This window comes from Neobacillus sp. SRL179 (assembly GCF_984799095.1).
Window position 1 is genome coordinate 3,733,774 of the sequence record NZ_OZ481792.1, and the last position, 18,120, is coordinate 3,751,893.

General features: G+C 38.2%; 22 protein-coding genes and 1 riboswitch. Of the genes, 10 read left to right on the plus strand and 12 right to left on the minus strand.

All coding sequences use genetic code 11. The features are described 5' to 3' along the window. Position 1: 1 nt before the first annotated feature. The 3 genes from AC4E8C_RS18495 to AC4E8C_RS18505 form a co-directional block, all read right to left on the minus strand. A complete protein-coding gene (locus AC4E8C_RS18495) occupies positions 2 to 514 on the minus strand; it encodes a NapC/NirT family cytochrome c (RefSeq protein WP_490208122.1) in 513 nt (170 codons plus the stop codon). 540 nt (positions 515 to 1,054) lie between these two features. After that, positions 1,055 to 1,234 (minus strand): glycogen biosynthesis protein GlgD, encoded by a 180-nt coding sequence (locus AC4E8C_RS18500; RefSeq protein ID WP_490208123.1) that lies wholly within the window; start codon positions 1,232 to 1,234, stop codon positions 1,055 to 1,057. Between the two features lie 16 nt (positions 1,235 to 1,250). Further along, positions 1,251 to 1,514 carry a YtzC family protein gene (locus tag AC4E8C_RS18505; protein ID WP_490208124.1) on the minus strand — a complete coding sequence of 88 codons (264 nt, stop codon included), beginning with the start codon at positions 1,512 to 1,514 and terminating at the stop codon, positions 1,251 to 1,253. A 215-nt stretch (positions 1,515 to 1,729) separates the two neighbouring features. Here AC4E8C_RS18505 and mnmL point away from each other — a divergent pair, with 215 nt between their 5' ends. Together mnmL and mnmM are read left to right on the plus strand one after the other, a co-directional pair. Continuing rightward, complete coding sequence (gene mnmL, locus AC4E8C_RS18510; RefSeq protein WP_490208125.1) at positions 1,730 to 2,692, plus strand: tRNA modification radical SAM protein MnmL/YtqA; 963 nt, start codon at positions 1,730 to 1,732, stop codon at positions 2,690 to 2,692. Further along, positions 2,692 to 3,264 (plus strand): tRNA 5-(aminomethyl)-2-thiouridylate-methyltransferase MnmM, encoded by a 573-nt coding sequence (gene mnmM / locus AC4E8C_RS18515; protein ID WP_490208126.1) that lies wholly within the window; start codon positions 2,692 to 2,694, stop codon positions 3,262 to 3,264. The genes mnmL and mnmM overlap by 1 nt, the downstream gene beginning before the upstream one ends. 33 nt (positions 3,265 to 3,297) lie before the next feature. Here the strand turns inward: mnmM and AC4E8C_RS18520 are convergent, their stop codons facing one another. After that, a complete protein-coding gene (locus tag AC4E8C_RS18520; RefSeq protein WP_490208127.1) occupies positions 3,298 to 4,380 on the minus strand; it encodes a tetraprenyl-beta-curcumene synthase family protein in 1,083 nt (360 codons plus the stop codon). Between the two features lie 16 nt (positions 4,381 to 4,396). Then, the gene (locus AC4E8C_RS18525; protein WP_490208128.1) at positions 4,397 to 5,200 is read right to left on the minus strand and encodes an alpha/beta hydrolase; all 804 of its coding nucleotides are present in this window, start codon (positions 5,198 to 5,200) and stop codon (positions 4,397 to 4,399) included. A 131-nt stretch (positions 5,201 to 5,331) separates the two neighbouring features. Here AC4E8C_RS18525 and AC4E8C_RS18530 point away from each other — a divergent pair, with 131 nt between their 5' ends. Continuing rightward, a complete protein-coding gene (locus AC4E8C_RS18530) occupies positions 5,332 to 5,844 on the plus strand; it encodes a gamma carbonic anhydrase (protein ID WP_490208129.1) in 513 nt (170 codons plus the stop codon). 108 nt (positions 5,845 to 5,952) lie between these two features. Here AC4E8C_RS18530 and asnB read toward each other — a convergent pair whose 3' ends face one another. Both asnB and metK read right to left on the minus strand, forming a co-directional pair. Continuing rightward, the gene (asnB, locus tag AC4E8C_RS18535; RefSeq protein WP_490208130.1) at positions 5,953 to 7,857 is read right to left on the minus strand and encodes an asparagine synthase (glutamine-hydrolyzing); all 1,905 of its coding nucleotides are present in this window, start codon (positions 7,855 to 7,857) and stop codon (positions 5,953 to 5,955) included. 242 nt (positions 7,858 to 8,099) lie between these two features. After that, positions 8,100 to 9,299: a methionine adenosyltransferase gene (metK, locus tag AC4E8C_RS18540; protein ID WP_490208131.1), complete on the minus strand. Its 1,200-nt coding sequence runs from the start codon at positions 9,297 to 9,299 to the stop codon at positions 8,100 to 8,102. A 282-nt stretch (positions 9,300 to 9,581) separates the two neighbouring features. Beyond that, positions 9,582 to 9,716, minus strand: a riboswitch (SAM riboswitch). A gap of 250 nt (positions 9,717 to 9,966) precedes the next feature. On the opposite strand from metK, the gene pckA reads away from it, so the two are divergent. Then, positions 9,967 to 11,550 (plus strand): phosphoenolpyruvate carboxykinase (ATP), encoded by a 1,584-nt coding sequence (gene pckA / locus AC4E8C_RS18545; RefSeq protein WP_490208132.1) that lies wholly within the window; start codon positions 9,967 to 9,969, stop codon positions 11,548 to 11,550. A gap of 88 nt (positions 11,551 to 11,638) precedes the next feature. Here pckA and AC4E8C_RS18550 read toward each other — a convergent pair whose 3' ends face one another. Together AC4E8C_RS18550 and AC4E8C_RS18555 are read right to left on the minus strand one after the other, a co-directional pair. Beyond that, complete coding sequence (locus AC4E8C_RS18550) at positions 11,639 to 11,881, minus strand: DUF2584 domain-containing protein (protein WP_490208133.1); 243 nt, start codon at positions 11,879 to 11,881, stop codon at positions 11,639 to 11,641. A gap of 36 nt (positions 11,882 to 11,917) precedes the next feature. After that, entirely contained in the window at positions 11,918 to 12,718 is an 801-nt protein-coding gene (locus AC4E8C_RS18555; protein WP_490208134.1) for an alpha/beta hydrolase family protein, read from the minus strand. Positions 12,719 to 12,840: 122 nt separating this feature from the next. Here AC4E8C_RS18555 and AC4E8C_RS18560 point away from each other — a divergent pair, with 122 nt between their 5' ends. The 3 genes from AC4E8C_RS18560 to AC4E8C_RS18570 are packed head-to-tail and all read left to right on the plus strand — an operon-like array spanning position 12,841 to position 15,442. Next, entirely contained in the window at positions 12,841 to 13,857 is a 1,017-nt protein-coding gene (locus AC4E8C_RS18560; protein ID WP_490208135.1) for an ABC transporter substrate-binding protein, read from the plus strand. Positions 13,858 to 13,878: 21 nt separating this feature from the next. Continuing rightward, positions 13,879 to 14,655, plus strand: a complete 777-nt coding sequence (locus tag AC4E8C_RS18565) for an ABC transporter ATP-binding protein (RefSeq protein ID WP_490208136.1) — start codon at positions 13,879 to 13,881, stop codon at positions 14,653 to 14,655. Next, positions 14,636 to 15,442: an ABC transporter permease gene (locus AC4E8C_RS18570; RefSeq protein ID WP_490208137.1), complete on the plus strand. Its 807-nt coding sequence runs from the start codon at positions 14,636 to 14,638 to the stop codon at positions 15,440 to 15,442. Before AC4E8C_RS18565 ends, AC4E8C_RS18570 begins: the two co-directional genes overlap by 20 nt. Positions 15,443 to 15,471: 29 nt before the next feature. On the opposite strand, the gene ytkD is transcribed toward AC4E8C_RS18570, so the two are convergent. After that, positions 15,472 to 15,939, minus strand: coding sequence for an RNA deprotection pyrophosphohydrolase (ytkD, locus tag AC4E8C_RS18575; RefSeq protein WP_490208138.1), 468 nt, complete (start codon positions 15,937 to 15,939; stop codon positions 15,472 to 15,474). 86 nt (positions 15,940 to 16,025) lie between these two features. Next, positions 16,026 to 16,349 (minus strand): hydrolase, encoded by a 324-nt coding sequence (locus AC4E8C_RS18580; RefSeq protein WP_490208139.1) that lies wholly within the window; start codon positions 16,347 to 16,349, stop codon positions 16,026 to 16,028. A 223-nt stretch (positions 16,350 to 16,572) separates the two neighbouring features. On the opposite strand from AC4E8C_RS18580, the gene AC4E8C_RS18585 reads away from it, so the two are divergent. The 3 genes from AC4E8C_RS18585 (at position 16,573) to yidD (ending at position 17,542) form a co-directional block, all read left to right on the plus strand. Then, positions 16,573 to 16,830: a DUF6154 family protein gene (locus AC4E8C_RS18585; RefSeq protein ID WP_098531965.1), complete on the plus strand. Its 258-nt coding sequence runs from the start codon at positions 16,573 to 16,575 to the stop codon at positions 16,828 to 16,830. Positions 16,831 to 16,950: 120 nt separating this feature from the next. After that, positions 16,951 to 17,151, plus strand: coding sequence for a YtzI protein (ytzI, locus tag AC4E8C_RS18590; protein ID WP_490208140.1), 201 nt, complete (start codon positions 16,951 to 16,953; stop codon positions 17,149 to 17,151). A 163-nt stretch (positions 17,152 to 17,314) separates the two neighbouring features. Then, entirely contained in the window at positions 17,315 to 17,542 is a 228-nt protein-coding gene (gene yidD / locus AC4E8C_RS18595; protein WP_490208141.1) for a membrane protein insertion efficiency factor YidD, read from the plus strand. On the opposite strand, the gene AC4E8C_RS18600 is transcribed toward yidD, so the two are convergent. Continuing rightward, entirely contained in the window at positions 17,539 to 18,111 is a 573-nt protein-coding gene (locus tag AC4E8C_RS18600; protein WP_490208142.1) for a beta-class carbonic anhydrase, read from the minus strand. The genes yidD and AC4E8C_RS18600 overlap by 4 nt on opposite strands. Between the last annotated feature and the right edge of the window lie 9 nt (positions 18,112 to 18,120).

Here is an 18,120-nt window from a genome sequence, read left to right on the forward strand (position 1 = left end):
CTTAAAATCCTCCCTTATTTTCTAATAGTTCTCCTGACTTAGGTGGCTTATTATAATGATCATCTTTAAAGCCTTTCCCATGTGGTACTGTTTTGTGACAGGAAACACAGCTGTCTTTTGCATCATGTGAGACATTGGTAATCGTACTCTTATGACAGGAGATACAGTTCTCATTGATTACCTTCATTGTTCGGTCTGTCGCTTCAATCACATTAGGGATATCATCTGTACCTAATGAGTTGTAATACACATGAGTCATTCCAGCGCGGCCTTTGAAAAATAATTTCCCTACCTCACTCTTGTGTGGTAAATGGCAATCATTACACTGTAATTCCGCATGCGTTGAATCCATGAATGACGTATAAACGTTTTTCATCGTATGACAGTTTTGACAAAAACCAGGTGAATCCAGGTAAGCCATTGTTTTAACTGCGGAAAACGATAAAAATACTCCAATCAGCAGGGCCAACACAATTAAAAACTTTTTGTTCATCTTAAGAAGCTTTTTGAACATTTCTTCACCTCCCATAAATATTTTTTCTCTCTTTTTTTATATTAAAGTCCGTGTAGGAACTTTAATCCCAAATTAAATACCTAATTGAAACCGCTTATACTGTGTTGCATTATTTTTTTCTTTTCTTGTTTGAACATAGTCCCTTTATCATCGATTATGGACTCTAGCGCAGAGATTCAATAAATGTCTCGAATAAATATGGATAAAATGTGAAAATGATCACAGAAGTTTATAAAAAAGAGTTAGGTCAAAGTATTGTCCCTAACAAAAAGTGGCGGTTTTAGAGTGAGACTTCATATTCACTACCTTATTTAAACCATTAAAAATAAACCCATTCTGTGACCGACGTCACAAATTAAATCGTAGTTGTTTCTAAAGTGTGAACGAGTTTTTTCCTCTATTTTCATGATGGTTTTATTCTAAAATTGATTTTTAGAGGGTTTTAGTGCAGTTTTATAACGAAAAGTCCTCATTTTAACAAAAATATTTTTCCATAAAAAAATCCCTCAACAAGACGTTGAGAGATCTTAAACAACACTGTTAGGAAGATTGTCCTTTTTCTTGGTGCATTTTAGATTTTACAGGCTGTCCGCCAGATTGTTCATATTTCTTTTTAGCTTGTTTCACTACATCCATGTCCTGGCCAAGTTCCAGATCTTGACTATTGACACCATTTCGAGTCTTTTGCTCAGGATTTTGTTTTTTTGAACGTTTTTTCAAAATGGTTCTCCTCCTCTTAATGTGTTTCTATAATCATCGAATTCTGAATTTGCTGAACCAGGAGCCTCATTCGATGAAGTTGTTCCCGCTGCTGCGAATTAGCACTATGAGCCATCTTGGCTATATCTTGATACGTACTTTCTAGTTGTTGGAGTGCATTTGTATAGTCATCGTCATTATAATGCTCTTGAAGGCTGCTTTGTTTGTATTGTTCCTCCGCATAGCGAATAGTGTCCTCTACTTGCTGCATTAACATATCCATTGAGTCGCGAGTAGCCATTGTAAGAACCCCCTTCATGTTGTCGCACAATAACATAATAAACTCATTTGAAGCACATACTGCTTCATTTCTTATTGTGTTCACCATTTTTTTTCCTATAACCCAATCCGATCGATAATTGTTACCAATCAGATTGAAATAATTACAGATGGATATGCATAATACTTAGTGATAAAATTAGAGGCGCTAATTTATAAATTAAGGAGGTTTTCTGAATGCTTCAGACTAAACCTTTTCTTTATGCTTCTGACGATAAACGATACCATACATGGAATTACCATCTCCGTCAGCACTTTGGTCATAAAGTATTTAAAGTTGCTTTAGACGGCGGTTTTGACTGTCCGAATCGTGATGGTTCCGTGGCACATGGAGGCTGTACATTTTGCAGTGCAGCTGGATCTGGGGATTTCGCCGGCAATCGTGTCGAAACATTGGAAACGCAATTTAATGAGATTAAAACCAAAATGCATACAAAATGGAAAGATGGCAAGTATATGGCCTACTTTCAAGCGTTTACGAATACCCATGCACCAGTAGGGGTTTTGCGTGAGAAATATGAAACAGTTCTAAAGCAAGATGATGTGGTGGGTTTATCAATTGCTACCCGTCCTGATTGCTTACCTGATGATGTTGTTGAGTATTTAGCAGAATTAAACGAGCGCACCTACTTATGGGTCGAACTCGGACTTCAAACCGTTCATGAACGGACAGCACAACTCATCAATCGTGCCCATGATTTTCAATGCTACATGGACGGTGTCAACAAGTTAAGAAAACATGGAATACGGATTTGTTCGCACATTATTAACGGGCTGCCCCTTGAATCGTATGACATGATGATGGAAACTGCTCGTCAAGTAGCCAAGCTGGATGTGCAAGGAATTAAGATTCACTTGCTCCATTTGCTAAAAGGAACCCCTATGGTCAAGCAATATGAGAAGGGCTTGCTCGAATTTCTGACCCAAGAAGACTATGTCAACTTAGTATGCGACCAATTAGAAATCTTACCACCAGAAATGGTTATTCATCGTATTACTGGAGACGGTCCCATTGATTTGATGGTTGGTCCGATGTGGAGTGTCAATAAGTGGGAAGTATTAAATTCCATTGATGCCGAATTAAAACGAAGAAACAGTTGGCAAGGTAAATTTTTTGAAAGTACTGTGAGGAAGATCTAATGAAAATAGAACGCATTCTTCCATTTGCTAAAAGTTTACTTGAAAAAGTGGTTAAAACGGGTGATGTGGTTGTGGATGCAACGCTCGGAAATGGGCATGATACCGTATTTTTGGCAGAACTTGTGGGTGAAACAGGAAAGGTTTATGGGTTTGACGTCCAAAAAGAGGCGGTTGAAGTTAGTATGGCGCGGCTAATAGAGCAAAAATTAGAAAAGCGTGTTACTCTTTTTCATGACGGACACGAACAACTTTTAGAAAAGATTCCTACAGTTGACCATGGGAAAATTACGGGGGCGATCTTTAACCTTGGATACCTCCCCGGCGGTGATAAAAGGATTGTAACCCGACCTGAGACAACTATTGCTGCCATTAAGCAATTACTAGAAATTATGATGCCAGAAGGAATTATTGTGCTGGTGATTTATCACGGACACGAACAAGGTATAATTGAACGAGATTCCTTATTAAAATTCTGCCAGGAAATGGATCAAAAGACAGCCCATGTTTTGCAATATCAATTTATTAATCAAAAGAATAACCCGCCATTTATCGTTGCTATAGAAAAACGTTAAAGGATGTCCCAATTTGTTTTGGGACATTCTTTTTTACTTTGCCATTAATCGTGTTACAAAGGCCGGTACATTTTTTTGGAATGACCGATAGGCAAGTCCATTAAAATAAAAGAAATAACTGATCCAACCTCCAGATTTAATAATTTCCTTTGCCAGCTTTCGGACATTCTTTTGTTTGCGTACTTTTTTATCAGATAAATAAATCCCTAATAATCCGCGATTGATTAGCTGATGGAATCTCTTATGTGGAAGGTATTCAGTGTGCCGGTCTGCTTGGCTAACAAAATATTTTAAACGATTAAAAAGGGTTTCCTCACTTTTATAATAGGAGCAGAAATTTAAATCCCCTCCAGCAATGTCTTCTTCTTGATCAATAAAATAATCTAATAGGATATGAAGTCCTTGAATATACGGAAAGTACCCTTTGCGAATATTTTCGGCATCGCTTACTTGAAAATCGTCCCGCATTGCATAGGATATTAAACAAAATATCCCTAGTGTAGAACCTGAGCATGCTGAAAATTCATACCACTCCATTTCAGGTAACACTTCCTGATAACGGCGGAACCATTGTTCTAGCCTTGGAACCCGCTCTTCTTTTACTACATGTTTGTTAATTTGTAAATCACAGTAATAGCTGCAAAGTTCAAGAAGATAATTTTTAATCTTATCATAATGATCCATTTCCCTTAAAACTTGACGACAGGTTTCTGATAAATCATGTAAATACCCATGATCATCTTGGTCATCACGGAGCCGGTAATAATTTTTCTCTTCAGCCTCTAAAACAAGTGCATCAGAAATAGCTTCGTGAAGGGCTGCAAAATCATTTGGATCAAGTGATGTACTGCGGTCACAGAGATTATCTAGATAATCACTGATAGTCTGATAAGCGACAATAAACTTTATTGCCTTTAGATAATCATCTTTAGCTGTTAGAGCAAGGATTGCACCACCTTCACAGTGGAAGGTTTTCATGTCAATACTAGCGAGGGCTTGTTTTCTAAGCTCTACATTAGGGATATTTTCAGCCCGGCTTCTCCAATAAGCCAATTCTTGATGGACTGCTGGAAGTATCTTGCGATAGACCCTAGACATTAGGGTGATTGGCATCATGGAAACAACAACCTTTCTATATAATATATCCGAGCGCTTTTAATTGGCTGTGAACAAAGTCCTTTGCATATTCAAATACTTCTTCACGTTCTGGCTCATTAAAAATTTCATGATAACATTTTGGCCATTCCTTAAATCGCTTTTCAGATAATGGCACATAATTGAACCATTCTTTCACAGTACGTTTATTCACGATTTTGTCTTCTCCGCCCTGCATGACAAGCATAGGGATGTCTTGTGTTTTTTCGAGTTCTTCGAATGCCTGTTTCATAGCATCCACAAGTTCACGATACCACCTGACAGAAACCTTTGTCACGTAAAGAGTATCATTCGCATCAGCTTCACGGACATCTTCGTTTCTTGTAGCCATTTGAACCGTTAAACCCGAGTCCATCCTTAAGGAAGGATAAATAACATTTAAGAGATGTGACAGTGTATTTAGAAATTTAGATGGGGTATGGACAAGTCCTAAACATGGCGAGGAAAGAATGACACCTGCAATATTTAATTGTTCCTCTTGAAGCAAGCGGATTGAAATTAATCCACCCATACTATGACCTAACAAAAATACGGGTAAGTTATAGCGATATGCTGCTTGAATCCAATCTTTTACCTCGATGATGTAGTCATCAAAGGAATCAATATGACCTCGATTGGCCCTCGTTGTCATCCCTTGACCTGGAAGGTCAGCCATAATGACATGAAAGCCAGCTAACCGCCACATTTCAATGAGCCACCCATATCTGCCATGGTGCTCCATTGCCCCGTGAACAATTACAATTACCGCCTTAGCATCCCCTTCTGCTTCCCACTTCCACATATTTTTTCCCCCTAGAATAAGTTATTAGCTACAGTTAAATTTAAAGTTTTTTAAGAAAAAGTTGAATACTTTGAAAACCTTAACAGATTCTCGTTAAAATAGAAGTATCCACCCAAAAAGGAGCGAACGCTATGATTTACCCTTATAAAGACAAATATCCTTTAATAGCTAAAACTGCATTTATTGCCGATTATGTAACCATCACGGGTGATGTTGAAATTGGTGAACACTCTAGTGTCTGGTTTAATTCCGTTATACGTGGTGATGTTGCCCTCACGAGGATAGGCAATAAAGTTAATATCCAAGACAATTCTATCTTACACCAAAGTCCTAATAACCCGCTAATTTTAGAAGACGAAGTAACCATTGGCCACCAGGTAATTCTCCATAGCTGTACCATTAGGAAAAGAGCATTAATCGGAATGGGGTCCATTATTCTTGATAATGCCGAAATTGGTGAAGGTGCCTTTATTGGCGCAGGCAGTTTAGTTCCCCAAGGAAAAAAAATCCCCCCTAATACCTTAGCATTTGGCAGACCTGCGAAAGTTATTAGAGAATTAACGGCAGAAGATAAAGAAGATATGACCCGCATTTATACAGAATATGCCGAGAAGGGCCAATATTATAAATCCCTGCAATCTTAAGAAAAGCGGAAGCGTCCTGGTGCTGGACAATTCTCCAAGTCAAATTTTATATTCTTCTCTGATAAAGAAAAGCACCCAAACTTTAATGAGTATGGGTGCTCTCCTAATTTAATGTTTCAGGGTTTGCAATTCCTTTTGAAGTGCATAATCCCGTTGAAAAGAATAGACATCTTCTACGTACACTTGATGCCAAACCATAAACATAAGAACCGTCCAGATTTTTCTGCTGTTATCAGCTTTACCTTGACAATGGTCTTCAAGCAAGCGCAATACGTACGTTTTATTAATTAAGTGGTCTGTGTTACTTTCACGGATAATGGTTTTCGCCCAATCGTTCATTTCATTCTTTAACCAGTGACGAATAGGTACAGGGAACCCAAGTTTCTTACGGTCAAGGACATGGGAAGGAACAATCCCTTCTGCCGCTTTACGTAAAATATACTTGGTCGTTCCATTCGCCGTCTTCATGCTTGTTGGAATTCTTGAAGCTACTTCAAATACTTCTTTATCAAGGAACGGCACCCGCAACTCTAATGAATGTGCCATGGTAACTCGGTCAGCCTTGAGTAAAATATCACCGCGCATCCAGGTATGGATATCAATATACTGCATACGGTCAACCGGGTCATAGCCGCGGGATTCTTGATAAAGCGGTTTAGTAATATCCGTATAATCTAATCCTTCACGGTAGACGTTTAACAGATCACGCTTTTCTTCTTCTGTGAACATTTTGGCATTACCTATATAACGATCCTCCATAGGTGTGATACCACGCTCAATAAAGCTCTTACCCTTCATCCCTTCTGGCATCATGTTAGCAATTCCTTTTAAAAGGACTTTACCCACTCTAGGAATTTTATTAAACACTTCTAATGATTGTGGTTCACGGTAAATATTGTAGCCGCCGAATAATTCATCGGCACCTTCACCCGAAAGAACAACTGTTACGTGTTTACGAGCTTCCCGCGCAACAAAGTAGAGCGGAACACATGCAGGATCCGCAAGTGGATCATCCATATGCCACATAATTTTAGGAACTTCCTTCATATATTCTTCCGGTGTAATCACATAACTGATATTTTCTACACCAAGCTTATCTGCGGTTTCTTTGGCTACATCTATTTCACTGAAGCCATTGCGCTCAAATCCAACGGAGAAAGTTTTAATTGCTGGGTGATATTCTTTTGCAATGGAGGCAATAATCGAAGAATCAATTCCGCCTGATAGGAATGAACCTACCGGAACATCACTGCGCATATGTTTTTCAACAGAATCATATAAGACATCCTTAATCTCTTTAATAAAGTCTTCTTCTGATTTATGGACAGGGTTAAAATGTGCCTTCCAATACTTTTTAATTTCCATTTTAGAGCCAATCTTTTTTGTGAAAAAATGACCAGGTTCAAGCTTATTAATTCCCTCTGATAAGGTAAATGGTTCAGGGACAAATTGATAAGTTAAATAATGCTGTAAGGAATCATAATTCAACACATCATTTTCTAACGCAAGCAAAATGCTTTTCTTTTCAGAACCAAAAAATGTTCGGTCGCCATCTTCAAAATAAAAGAAGGGTTTAATTCCAAATGGGTCACGAGCACCATACAGCGTTTGTTCTTGTTTATCCCAAATGACGAAGGCAAACATTCCGCGCAGTTTTTCAACTGCCTTTTCTTTCATATGACTATATAAGGCAATAATCACTTCTGTATCAGAACTTGTCGCGAATGATAATCCTTCTTTGAGCAATTCTTCACGAAGCTCCACATAGTTGTAAATTTCACCATTAAAGATAATCCAATAGCGCTCATTTTCATACGTAAGCGGCTGGTGACCGCTCTCAATATCAATAATACTTAAGCGGCGAAAACCAAATTGAATATGGTCATCATAATAAAAGCCATCATCATCTGGTCCGCGATGGGTAATTATATCGTTCATTTTTTTAAACTGCTGTTTTTGTTCTTCACTATAGTTTTGTGTTATGTCGTGTACACAACCGATAAAACCACACATTATGTACCTCACCTACTCCAATTTAAATTAAAAGGTCTTTTAAAAAAACACCTCTCTAATACTACCACTAAAACAGTCAAATTTGCACACCGAACAGTAGGAAATTTCATGTAATTACAGTTTTCACTTCTATAGACCTACTTAAACATTGTATTCCATACTACGCTAATACTGACGAAAAATAAAAAACGGAGTTACATCTTGAAATGCAACTCCGTTTTCCATCATCACGCTTCCGTTAATTAAAGGTTGGCTTGCTGACGTAAAGTGTCTGCTTTATCTGTGCGTTCCCATGGAAGATCAACATCTGTACGTCCAAAGTGACCGTAAGCCGCTGTTTTTTTGTAGATGGGGCGGCGAAGATCCAGCATTTTAATAATTCCGGCTGGGCGAAGATCAAAATTTTCACTAACTAAATCAACCAATTGATCCTCGCTTACTTTACCTGTACCAAAAGTATCAACTGAAATGGAGACCGGTCGTGCAACACCAATCGCATAAGCAAGCTGAACTTCTACCTTTTCAGCAAGTCCTGCTGCGACAATATTTTTTGCTACATAACGAGCTGCATATGCCGCTGAACGGTCAACTTTGGTAGGATCCTTTCCAGAGAAAGCGCCGCCGCCATGACGTGCATAGCCGCCATACGTATCAACAATAATTTTCCGGCCTGTTAAGCCGGCATCTCCTTGTGGTCCTCCGATAACAAAACGTCCTGTTGGATTAATAAAATATTTTGTATTTTCATCGATTAGTTCTTGAGGAACCACTGGATTAATAACATATTCCTTAACATTTCGTTGTATCTGTTCTAGAGTAACTTCTGGATGGTGCTGTGTTGAAATAACGATGGTATCAATCCGAACTGGTTTATCATTTTCATCATATTCAACTGTTACTTGGGTTTTTCCATCTGGACGAAGGTATGGTAATATATCTTCTTTCCGCACTTCTGTTAAGCGGCGGGCAAGCTTATGTGCAAGTGAAATGGGCAGTGGCATAAGTTCTTTTGTTTCATTACAAGCAAATCCAAACATTAAACCTTGGTCCCCTGCACCAATTGCCTCAATTTCCTCCTCAGACATGTGGCCTTCACGTGCCTCTAGCGCCTGGTTAACGCCCGCTGCAATATCTGGTGATTGTTCATCAATGGAGGTTAAAACCGCACAAGTTTCGGAGTCGAAGCCGTACTTTGCACGATTATAGCCGATCCCTTTTATGGTTTCACGAACAATTTTGGGGATATCAACGTAAGTAGATGTAGTGATTTCTCCAGCAACTAATACTAAACCTGTGGTTACAGAAGTTTCTGCAGCCACACGAGCGTTAGCATCTTTTGCAAGAATAGCATCTAAAATGGAATCAGAAATTTGGTCACAGATCTTGTCGGGATGACCTTCAGTAACTGATTCAGAAGTGAACAAACGACGTTTTGTTGACATCTGAATTCCTCCTTTATTTTTGAATAAGGTGAGGTTATATGTATGAGATAATAACAACCTTGCCATTTAACCTCGAGTTGATACGGAACTCATTCCCTTAGTAGTATGAAATAAACATGGGATTATTATTAGTTAAACCATATTCGTGAAGAAATCCCATAGAAAATTTAAACGATGGAATAAATAGCAGCGATTATGTAGCACGAAAAATTTATGCTAAAATACAAAAAAACCTTTCCATTTTGAGGAAAGGTTGATAGCAAAAGTTTTGCGTGCCTTTCACTCTTATCGTTCAAGGACTTGCCTTGCTTCAGATTTAGCACCTTTGCCCGAAAAATTTTCTTTGATCCATCTATTTTTCGTGTGCAGGTTGCTGGGTTTCATTGGGTCTGTCCCTCCACCAGCTCGGGATAAGAGAGTATCCGTTCAAGGGTAAATCATAACCTACCTTATCGAGCAATGTCAATGGAATTTTTCCAACAAAATCCTTTGAGCAATCTATTTTTCTTCCTATATATATATAATACCTAATATTACAAGACCTAATCCCTACAATAAAAGCAATAACTTTTGTTGAATTTTCAGAATAGTATAGAATAATTAACAAAATGTGTTATACTATTTAGCATAATAAACATAAAACATGGATAAAGGAAGGTTTCAGTAAATGAATTCTGTTCATATTCCCAATGAATTAAAACAACTGTTGCAAGATGCTAATGTTCAAGTACAATTATCAGTTCCACAACTTGTTGAAAGGATCCTTAGCCGCAATGAGGGTACACTAACTTCAACAGGGGCTGTCAGTGTTTCTACTGGTAAATACACAGGCCGATCACCACAAGACAAATTTATTGTCCTTGAGGAAACCACTAAGGATAAAATTGCCTGGGGGACGAATCAACCTATTTCTGAAGAAATTTTTACAAACCTGTATCATAAAGTTCTTGATCACTTAAAACTACAAGAGGAAATTTTTGTATTTAAAGGCTTTGCCGGTGCAGATAAAAAGTCCCGTTTGCCCATCCAGATAATAAATGAGTATGCATGGCACAATCTATTCGTACAACAGTTATTCATTCGGCCAACAGAAGACGAATTACTCACACATGAGGCAGGGTTTACAGTTATTTCCGCACCAAATTTTAAGGCTGATCCCTCCACTGATGGTACAAACTCTGAAACCTTTATTATCATCTCTTTTGAACGCAGGATTGTTTTAATTGGCGGGACGGAATATGCGGGTGAAATGAAAAAATCCATTTTTTCTGTCATGAATTACTTATTACCGGAAAATAATATTTTCCCGATGCATTGTTCCGCAAATGTCGGTCTTGAAGGCGATGTTGCCTTATTCTTTGGTTTGTCTGGAACAGGAAAAACCACCCTTTCAGCTGATGCCAACCGCCGTCTTATCGGCGATGATGAACATGGCTGGTCCTCCAACGGGGTCTTTAATATGGAGGGGGGCTGCTACGCTAAATGTATCAATCTTTCACGAGAAAAAGAACCGCAAATTTTTGATGCTATTCGTTTCGGAACGGTACTTGAAAATGTCACGATTAATCCTGAATCAAGAATCCCAGATTATGACGATGGTGAATTAACAGAAAATACTAGAGCTGCATATCCAATGGAAGCCATTGATAATATCATTCAGCCAAGTATTGCTGGGCATCCAAATACAATCGTTTTTTTAACGGCTGATGCCTTCGGAGTATTGCCTCCAATCGCGAAATTAACAAAAGAACAGGCAATGTATCACTTTTTAAGCGGATATACTTCTAAACTGGCCGGTACTGAACGAGGAGTCACATCACCTCAAGCAACTTTTTCCACTTGCTTTGGTGCTCCATTCCTGCCGCTCCCTGCGACTCGATATGCGGATATGCTGGGAGAAAAAATACTTGAACATAACGCCAATGTCTTTTTGGTTAATACGGGGTGGACCGGCGGAGAATACGGAGTGGGAAGCAGAATGAAACTTTCCTATACACGGGCAATGGTTCAAGCAGCGCTCGAGGGTGAATTAAACCATGTCGAAACCGTTAAAGATGACATTTTCGGCTTAAATATTCCTCTTCATATAGCAGGTGTTCCTGATGAGGTGCTTCTACCGAATAAAACATGGGCAGATTCAGAGGCGTATATGAAAAAGGCAAAAGAACTATCAGCAAAATTCCGTGAAAACTTCAAAAAATTCACCGATGTATCGGCTGAAATTGAAGAAAAAGGCGGGCCTATAGCTTAAAAATTATCAAAAACAAACGCACAAGAGATTTTATTCTCGTGTGCGTTTTTAATTGGAGTGAAATAAATTCAGGATTTCAACTGCTTACTCAGTTCGTTGAATTTAATGAAACTAATTCATAGGTAATGGTAGTTGTGCTTTGTTGCCACTCCACTTTTTTAATTAAAGCAATTCCATTTGAATCACTATCCATTGTTTTTCTAACCTCAATTGGAATTTCAATCGGGTAAAGTCTATATCCTTCCTTTACAAGCACAAAAAGATTCTCTTCTACCCGATTTTCCCTGCCCTTTGTCACAATCATAGTATTTAATTCAAGAGGCATACCCACTTTAAAATCCGCTCCTCTGCTTATATTAACTATATATTACCATCTTTTGCTCTGGTTTTTCATCCACATTGATAAATCATGGACAATTTTTCTATTTAATACCGGGGGAAAGTAATGGGTAAACTCATCAAAATACCAACACTCTACCTGTTTATCTAATGACCTAAGCCTTCTTTCAAGTCTGTAGGCATGTTCCACGGAGACATTTTCATCTTTGACCCCATGAATGATCAGAACCGGTGCATTTATTCTTTCAAGTTCATACAGGGCAGTTCTTTCCTTATAACGTTCTGGATACTTCTCTGGCGTCCCGCCAATGACCCTTTTCATCATTCTCCGTAAATCTTTTCGCTCTTTATAGGTTAAGGTCATGTCACTTACACCTCCCCAAGTGACAACCGAAGCGGCATCTGGAAAGTTAATGCCGGTCCACAATGCCATTACACCACCTCGAGAAAAACCAAAAACATGGATATCCCTAACCATCGGCAATGATTGTAACAATAAATAGGCTGCATAGGCATCTTCACGATCTTCCCCAGCGAAATCCTCATTTCCCTCACCACCTTGATTACCACGATAGTAAGGAGCGAAAACAATAAATCCCTCAGAGGCAAATTGTGCAATTCGCGCTGGCCGTACTTTCCCAACATTTTTTATTCCGCCGCGTAAATAAAGGAACCCATCCATCGTTCCTTCATGTAAAGGCGCTGCTAGCAATCCTTTCACCCTTAACCCATTGGAAAGATAGGTAATAATCGATAATTCGACGTTTGGATTAGGAGAGGGAAAACGATTGATTTCCAAAATACTTCCGTTATGTATCTCCACTGCCATTTCCCCCTTGTTATATTTTTGTAAAAATTTATGGTCTAGGTATTCACACATTTTACTTCCCTACATACGATATTTTAGGCAATTAGCCCAGATTTTTTAAGGTAAATAAGGAGGTTCCATTCATGAAGAAATCATTAAAAATCAGTTTCTCCTTTCTTCTCATTAGTATTCTGATGTTCTCTTTAGTAGCTTGTAACAATGATTCTACAACAAAGACAAAAAAATTAGAAAAGGTTCGAATTGCTGAAGTTACCCGTTCCATTTTTTATGCTCCACAGTATGTTGCTCTCGCTAAAGGGTTTTTCAAGGCTGAAGGCTTGGACGTGACCGTTACGACTACCCCCGGCGGAGACAAAACAATGACCACGTTAATTTCAGGCGGTGCTGACGTTGCCCTTGTTGGCTCAGAGACGTCTATTTATGTTCATGCCCAAGGTGCAAATGATCCGGTCATCAACTTTGCCCAATTAACGCAGACTGATGGCACATTCTTGGTTGCAAGAGAAAAAATTGATGATTTCACGTGGGATCTGTTAAAAGGTAAAACATTCTTAGGCCAACGTAAAGGCGGCATGCCGCAAATGGTTGGTGAGTTTGTATTAAAGAAACATGGCATTGACCCTCATAATGACCTTAATTTAATTCAAAACATTGATTTTGCCAATGTCGCAAATGCTTTTGCTTCCGGTACAGGGGATTTCGTTCAATTATTTGAACCAACCGCAAGTATTTTTGAAAAAGAAGGTAAAGGTCATATTGTCGCTTCTTTCGGAAAAGAATCAGGCCATGTTCCCTATACAACCTTTATGGCTAAAGAAAGCTACATGAAGAAAAACAAGGGCACCATCGAAAAATTTACTAGAGCTATTTATAAAGCACAACAATGGGTGCAAACACACAGTGCCGCGGAAATTGCCAAGGCTGTAGAACCCTATTTTCCTGATACCGATTTAGATATCATGACCACTGTGGTGGAGCGTTATAAGAGTCAAGGTTCGTTTGCAACCGATCCTATCCTGGATGAAGAAGAATGGAACAATCTGCAAAACATCATGCAAGAAGCAGGCGAATTGCCTAAAGAAGTAGATCACAAAACACTTGTAAACACAGAAGTCGCTGAAAAGGTTATTAAAAAATAATAGGAAAGGGAGGCCGTTTTCATGAGCTTTTTACAAGTTCAACACATCCACCATACTTATTTTACGAAAGCCTCTGCCACCACGGCCCTCTCCGATATAACACTTGCGGTTGAAGAGGGAGAGTTTGTTTCCCTCCTCGGCCCCAGTGGCTGTGGTAAAACAACCCTACTTTCTATCCTATCAAGTTTACTTAAACCCACCCAAGGATCTGTTTTGTTAGAAAATAATCCTGTAACAACCGCGAAAAACCAGATCGGCTATATGCTCCAACAGGATTATTTGTTTCCTTGGAAAACAATCGAAGAGAATATTTTCATGGGTCTAAAACTATCCAAGCAGCTTAATCAGAAAACAAAAACGGCAGTGCTCAGTCTTTTAAATCAAATTGGTTTATCGGGAGTGGAAAAACAACTTCCCCGGCAGTTGTCTGGCGGCATGAGACAACGGGTAGCTCTCGTACGAACACTAGCTACTGAGCCTAAACTATTAATGCTGGATGAGCCTTTTTCCGCTCTCGATTATCAAACTAAACTAAGACTTGAGGATTTAGTTTCAAAAATTTTAGATGAATTTGGAAAAACAGCTATTCTCGTGACTCACGATATCGGCGAAGCTATTGCGATGAGCGACCGGATCTTTTTATTGTCACCCAGTCCTGGCAGGATTTATAAAACTTTTACCATGCCAGAAGAGTTAAAAAGGTTGTCTCCATTTGAAGCAAGGAACCACGAAGTTTTTCAAAGCATCTTTCAAACAATTTGGAAGGAGATGGAGTCTCTTGAGCCAGGAGAAGCATAAGCTGGACCTCCTTCATAAAAATTATCTTTATTCGTTAAAAGTTGAACGGAGATGGGTTCGTTTTTATCAAATGATTATTTTCATTGTCTTTTTCTCAAGCTGGGAAATATCAAGTCAACAGCAATGGATTGATCCGTTAATTTTTAGTTCACCATCAAAAATATGGCATTTATTTTTAGAGAAAATCCACGATGGGTCATTACTAACCAATTTGGGTGTTACCATGACCGAAACAATTCTTGGCTTCATTTTAGGTACATTACTTGGAACCATACTAGCAGCGATCCTTTGGTGGTCACCAATGATTTCGAAAGTTCTCGACCCTTATTTGGTCATCTTAAATGCCATGCCAAAAGTTGCACTTGGACCTGTTCTAATAGTGGCTTTGAGCCCTGGGTATCCGTCCATCATTGCAATGGGTGCCATCATCTCCGTAATTATTACGACTATTGTGGTTTATACCGCCTTTAAAGAGGTCGATCCGAATTATTTAAAAGTCTTGCAAACCTTTGGGGCAACGCGTCTTCAATGTTTTAAAGAGGCGATCCTGCCTGCTTGTTTCCCAACCATTATCTCAACCTTGAAGGTGAATGTTGGGTTATCATGGGTTGGTGTCATTGTAGGGGAATTTCTTGTATCATCCCGCGGACTTGGATACATGATTATTTACGGTTTTCAAGTCTTTAATTTCACGCTTGTTTTCTTATCCCTGTTAGTCATTGCCGTAATTGCAACCATTATGTACCAGCTTGTTGAGTTATTAGAGAAAAAACTTATCAAAGAATAGCGGAATAGGTTGATTTCTGCTATTCTTTTTCATGTTTGAAATTGGATGTATTTGATGCACTCCTCGATGACCTGATCTTTCATGATAAAGCTAAATTCCTTCCCAAAACGCCGTTGCAAAAGATCACCTTTAAAAGCAACGGGGCCATTTGTTTCAAAATAGTTATCGGTTTTTTCCAACCTAACTACTCTTCCCCAAAAAACAGTCTTTACGAATGAACCCATATTGTCATATACTTTGTACTCGGCAATGCATTTTAAATGACCAAGGATTGCACCTGTTTCCTCAAAGGTTTCTCGTCTGGCTGCTGCTTCAAGTGATTCACCCATTTCTACTTTTCCACCGGGAAATTCCAGACCGCGTGTTTTATGATTTGTTAAAAACCAATTATCTTCATATTGGCATATAACAAACACATGCATGGATTTTTCTTTAAAGGTATTGGGAGTAAAAATAAGTTCGACGTTGTTTCCATTTTGGTCTACAAATTGTATCATTAAATACCGCCCCGTTTTTTTCTTTAATGATATAATTATAATAAAAAAAGGAGAATTCCTAAACCTTAGGACTCCCCTTGAACTGATTATTCATGCTTAGGCAATATATTCATACTATCGATATGGTTTTTAGCTTCTTCATCACCTAGTTTATACAACATACCATACACTTGTTGAATAGTACTATCATAAGCATCGTTCTCTCTGTCATAATGATATTGAACATATGGGACATGTGCTCTAAAAAAATTTTTCCATTCTGTCGAATAGTTTTGATCAAAAAGCTCACGTAATTGAGTAATTTCTTCATCGTCAGCTTGAATTTTATAGCTCCAAGTCGAGTCTGTAGCACTTCTTGATATATGACCGGTTCCAATATCTATATAGTAGGTCTTCTTCTGCTGGTTCATTACTTCAACCCCTTTTACTGTTTAGTAATGTTCAAATAGATAAAATTTATTCTTTTTCACAATTCGACTCATTTTTTAGAAATAGATACGATATAATAATCATACAATCAAGAAAACAGATTTTTCAGTTAATTCAAAATAAAAAGGGAGGGATGATTTTACTCTTTTATGGGAAATCAATAAGTATGAAAGTAAGGAAAAATATTAAACAGGAGGTGTTTAAATGAAATTAGTCGATGAATTATATGCCATGTATCGGAATAAGCTAACCGGTGATGAAGAGGATATTGACATGCTGACGTTTGCCTTTTTAGAAGAAATGTCACATGAAGATCTTCTTGCCCTAATACAAGAAATGGATAAACAAGAATTATACGATTTAATGGGGCTTTACCTTATTGAAAGCCTGAAGGGAAAATTTGCTCAAGAAGAGTACGGACAGCACCGTACACATACTTATTATCCTAGAAATATTCATTGATTGTACATACCTTTGGAAATCGGCAACAGCCAATAAATCAGGGAAGCGAAAAAGCTTCCTTTTTTTGCGGGCAAATCATGAGGTTTTTTAAAAACTTTCTTCATAAGAAAAGGCATTCTCATGTTACAATGTAGGAGAAAGGGAGAGGGACAAATGTATATTGTATTAATTGTTAGTGTTATAATTGTCATCGTTGTTTTACTTTTAGCTGTTCTTACTACTTCAAAAGCCTACACCTATAAACATACAGTTGATTCATTAGAAGAAAATCCATATATTGACCAAGAGAAGAAACAAGAACAAGAAGGCACTAAAGAATAAAAATTCCTATTCATTTTAGAATAGGAATTTTTTAATTTCATTATTTAAAGATCTGCTTTAATAATAAACCCCGACAGCTTTCAACGCCATAGGTATAGTTAACAGCTTAGACGTTTATTTAAATTTATGATATCGTGTAAGAAATGATGAAAGGAGATTACCCATGTTTAAGAAAATATTTATTTCTTTTATTCGTTTTTATCAAGTGGCCATTTCCCCATTAAAACCACCAACCTGTCGATTCTATCCTACTTGTTCGCAATATGGATTAGAAGCAGTTCAACGTTTCGGTGCTCTAAAAGGCGGCTGGCTGACCCTTAAGAGAATATCAAAATGTCACCCTTTTCACCCTGGCGGCGTTGACCCTGTTCCTGAAAAAAAAGAGCATTAAATCTTATAACCATCCACAATTAGATCAAGCTTTCCTGTCTTAGGGTCGATGACCAAACCATGCACAGGGACTCCTTCAGGCATTAATGGATGATTTTTTATAATTCCTACGCTGTGCTTAACGCTTTCCGTTACGTTATCAAACCCATGAAGCCATTGTTGAATATTGATTCCAGAATATGTAAGGGTGTTTAACGTCTCTTCAGATACTCCTCGTTCTTTCATACTTTCAATCACAGGCTCCGCTTTTAGTCCGCTCATCCCACAATCATAATGGGCTATAACCAACACTTCTTGAGCCTTTAACTGATATATCGCAATTAAAATGCTTCTCATTACACTTCCAAATGGATGGGAAACAAGTGCCCCTGCGTCTTTAATTATTTTTGCATCACCATTTCCCAAGTTTAAGGCTTTTGGCAATAATTCCAATAACCGTGTATCCATACAAGTGAGAATGACCATTTTCTTTTTAGGAAATTTTGTTGTTTCATACTGTTCATATTCGTGATTTTCAACAAATCTTTGATTGTACTCTAAAATATTGGTTAATATTGAATGACTCAACATAATTCCACC

Bases quoted from the DNA above. Each gene is read 5' to 3' on its own strand.
- AC4E8C_RS18560 (WP_490208135.1), top strand. From the start codon at position 12,841: ATGAAGAAATCATTAAAAATCAGTTTCTCCTTTCTTCTCATTAGTATT.
- metK (WP_490208131.1), bottom strand. From the start codon at position 9,299: ATGTCAACAAAACGTCGTTTGTTCACTTCTGAATCAGTTACTGAAGGT.
- AC4E8C_RS18580 (WP_490208139.1), bottom strand. From the start codon at position 16,349: ATGAACCAGCAGAAGAAGACCTACTATATAGATATTGGAACCGGTCAT.
- mnmL (WP_490208125.1), top strand. From the start codon at position 1,730: ATGCTTCAGACTAAACCTTTTCTTTATGCTTCTGACGATAAACGATAC.
- mnmM (WP_490208126.1), top strand. From the start codon at position 2,692: ATGAAAATAGAACGCATTCTTCCATTTGCTAAAAGTTTACTTGAAAAA.
- ytzI (WP_490208140.1), top strand. From the start codon at position 16,951: ATGTTACAATGTAGGAGAAAGGGAGAGGGACAAATGTATATTGTATTA.
- AC4E8C_RS18520 (WP_490208127.1), bottom strand. From the start codon at position 4,380: ATGATGCCAATCACCCTAATGTCTAGGGTCTATCGCAAGATACTTCCA.
- AC4E8C_RS18505 (WP_490208124.1), bottom strand. From the start codon at position 1,514: ATGGCTACTCGCGACTCAATGGATATGTTAATGCAGCAAGTAGAGGAC.
- AC4E8C_RS18585 (WP_098531965.1), top strand. From the start codon at position 16,573: ATGAAATTAGTCGATGAATTATATGCCATGTATCGGAATAAGCTAACC.
- AC4E8C_RS18555 (WP_490208134.1), bottom strand. From the start codon at position 12,718: ATGGCAGTGGAGATACATAACGGAAGTATTTTGGAAATCAATCGTTTT.
- AC4E8C_RS18565 (WP_490208136.1), top strand. From the start codon at position 13,879: ATGAGCTTTTTACAAGTTCAACACATCCACCATACTTATTTTACGAAA.
- AC4E8C_RS18525 (WP_490208128.1), bottom strand. From the start codon at position 5,200: ATGTGGAAGTGGGAAGCAGAAGGGGATGCTAAGGCGGTAATTGTAATT.
- pckA (WP_490208132.1), top strand. From the start codon at position 9,967: ATGAATTCTGTTCATATTCCCAATGAATTAAAACAACTGTTGCAAGAT.
- ytkD (WP_490208138.1), bottom strand. From the start codon at position 15,939: ATGATACAATTTGTAGACCAAAATGGAAACAACGTCGAACTTATTTTT.
- AC4E8C_RS18600 (WP_490208142.1), bottom strand. From the start codon at position 18,111: ATGTTGAGTCATTCAATATTAACCAATATTTTAGAGTACAATCAAAGA.
- AC4E8C_RS18530 (WP_490208129.1), top strand. From the start codon at position 5,332: ATGATTTACCCTTATAAAGACAAATATCCTTTAATAGCTAAAACTGCA.
- AC4E8C_RS18495 (WP_490208122.1), bottom strand. From the start codon at position 514: ATGTTCAAAAAGCTTCTTAAGATGAACAAAAAGTTTTTAATTGTGTTG.
- yidD (WP_490208141.1), top strand. From the start codon at position 17,315: ATGTTTAAGAAAATATTTATTTCTTTTATTCGTTTTTATCAAGTGGCC.
- asnB (WP_490208130.1), bottom strand. From the start codon at position 7,857: ATGTGTGGTTTTATCGGTTGTGTACACGACATAACACAAAACTATAGT.